Raw genomic sequence first — 1,681 nt, forward strand, 5'->3', positions numbered from 1 at the left:
CCCTCGCCCCGCCCCGTGCCCTCGCCCCGCCCACGGCCGTCGACCCACCGGTGCGCCCCGCGCCGCGCGTACATCATTTGGACCGTCAGCATGCGACAGCACGCGACACTTGGAAAACTTGACGTCGTGCAGAATCGTGGAATTCTCCGCCCCGCCCGCGAGGGGAACCGCATGGACGCTCCGGCATTCGAGGAAATCGATCCGGGGGCCGCCTGCGAATGCCCCGGCTGTGTTCACTGGCGGCGNNCCCGGGTCATCCCGCCGCCAGAACGGTCAGGCGCGCTCTCGTCGTGGCCACGGCGGCCGGCGCCGCCCTCGGTGCCGGGCATGGCGCGCCGGCGGTCGCGGCGGCCCACGCTCCCACCCTCCCCGGAGGCGTTCCCGCAGATGACGGGCCCGATACCCCGCAAGGGGAGAAGGCCCCGCTGCACGGCCCGGCGGGGCGTCCGGCCGACGAGGAGAAGCCGTCCGAGGAGGTGAGGACGCCGCCGATCAGCCGGGCGGAGATCATCCGGCGGGCCAGGACCTGGATCACCGCCGAGGTGCCGTACAGCATGACGGAGTACTGGTCGGACGGTTATCGGCAGGACTGTTCCGGATTCATCTCCATGGCCTGGAATCTGCCCGGGAACGAGTGGACGGGCAGCCTGGACAAGTTCGCCGACCGCATTTCCAAGGAACTGCTGCTACCCGGCGACATGCTTCTCTTCCACAATCCGAGCGACCCGCACAAGGGCTCGCACGTGGTGATCTTCGGCGGCTGGACGGACTCCACGCACAGCTCGTACATCGCCTACGAGTCGACCCGCCCCCACGCCCGCCGCGAGGTCACCCCGTACGGTTACTGGTCCAACCCGACGCGCTATGTGCCGTACCGCTACAAGGGCGTGGTCGACGACGGCACGGTGTTCCCGGACGGGGAGACGGACGGCTCCACCGACGACCCCGACTCCTCCGGGAGCGGCGGTACGAAAGGGTCGGCGAGTCCGTCGAGCGGCAGCCGGTACCCGGGTGCCGCCTACTTCGGGCCAGGCGCCGACAACCGGTACGTCACCCGGCTCGGGCAGATGCTGGTGGAGCGCGGCGGGGCCCGCTTCTACACCGCCGGGCCGGGGCCGCGCTGGTCGGACGCGGACCGCAGGGCCACCCAGGCGTTCCAGCGGGCGCAGGGCTGGACCGGGGCGGACGCGGACGGGCTGCCGGGCCCGTCGACCTGGTCGTACCTGGTGAGCGGGAAGGGCCAGGACATCCCCCCTGCGGACAGCCCGAGCCCGCGCGGCAGGCCGCCGGTCACGTCCCGACCACCGGTCACGGCCAAGCCGCCGCTCACGCCAGGGCCGCCCGGCGACTCCGGGACGCCCGCCTCGCACGGCGTGCCCGGGTATCCGGGACGGGGCGCGTTCCGGCCCGGCGCGTACAACGCGCACGTCACGCTGCTGGGTAAGCGGCTGGTCGAGATGGGGTTCGGTAAGTACTACACCTCTGGTCCGGGGCCGCGCTGGGGCGAGGCGGACCGGCGGAACGTGGAGGCGTTCCAGCGGTCCCAGGGCTGGCGCGGCGGCGCCGCCGACGGCTACCCGGGCCCGGAGACCTGGCGCCGCCTGTTCTCCTGACCCATCCGCTCCGCCCCACCCCGGCCCCGCACCTCGTCCCGGCCACGGGGCCCGCACAACACCCGCAC

The 1,681-nt window shown here is 73.1% G+C and carries 1 protein-coding gene; it reads left to right on the forward strand.

All coding sequences use genetic code 11. The annotated features are described in order from the left end of the window. The first annotated feature begins 698 nt into the window (after nucleotides 1-698). The gene (locus AOK23_RS43055; RefSeq protein WP_338056573.1) at nucleotides 699-1,613 is read left to right on the forward strand and encodes a peptidoglycan-binding protein; all 915 of its coding nucleotides are present in this window, start codon (nucleotides 699-701) and stop codon (nucleotides 1,611-1,613) included. Nucleotides 1,614-1,681 lie beyond the last annotated feature (68 nt).

This window comes from Streptomyces torulosus (genome assembly GCF_001419765.1).
Taxonomy (GTDB): Bacteria; Actinomycetota; Actinomycetes; order Streptomycetales; family Streptomycetaceae; genus Streptomyces; species Streptomyces torulosus.

Excerpts from the sequence above, each read along its gene's own strand:
- AOK23_RS43055 (WP_338056573.1), top strand. The coding sequence starts at position 699 with ATGCTTCTCTTCCACAATCCGAGCGACCCGCACAAGGGCTCGCACGTG.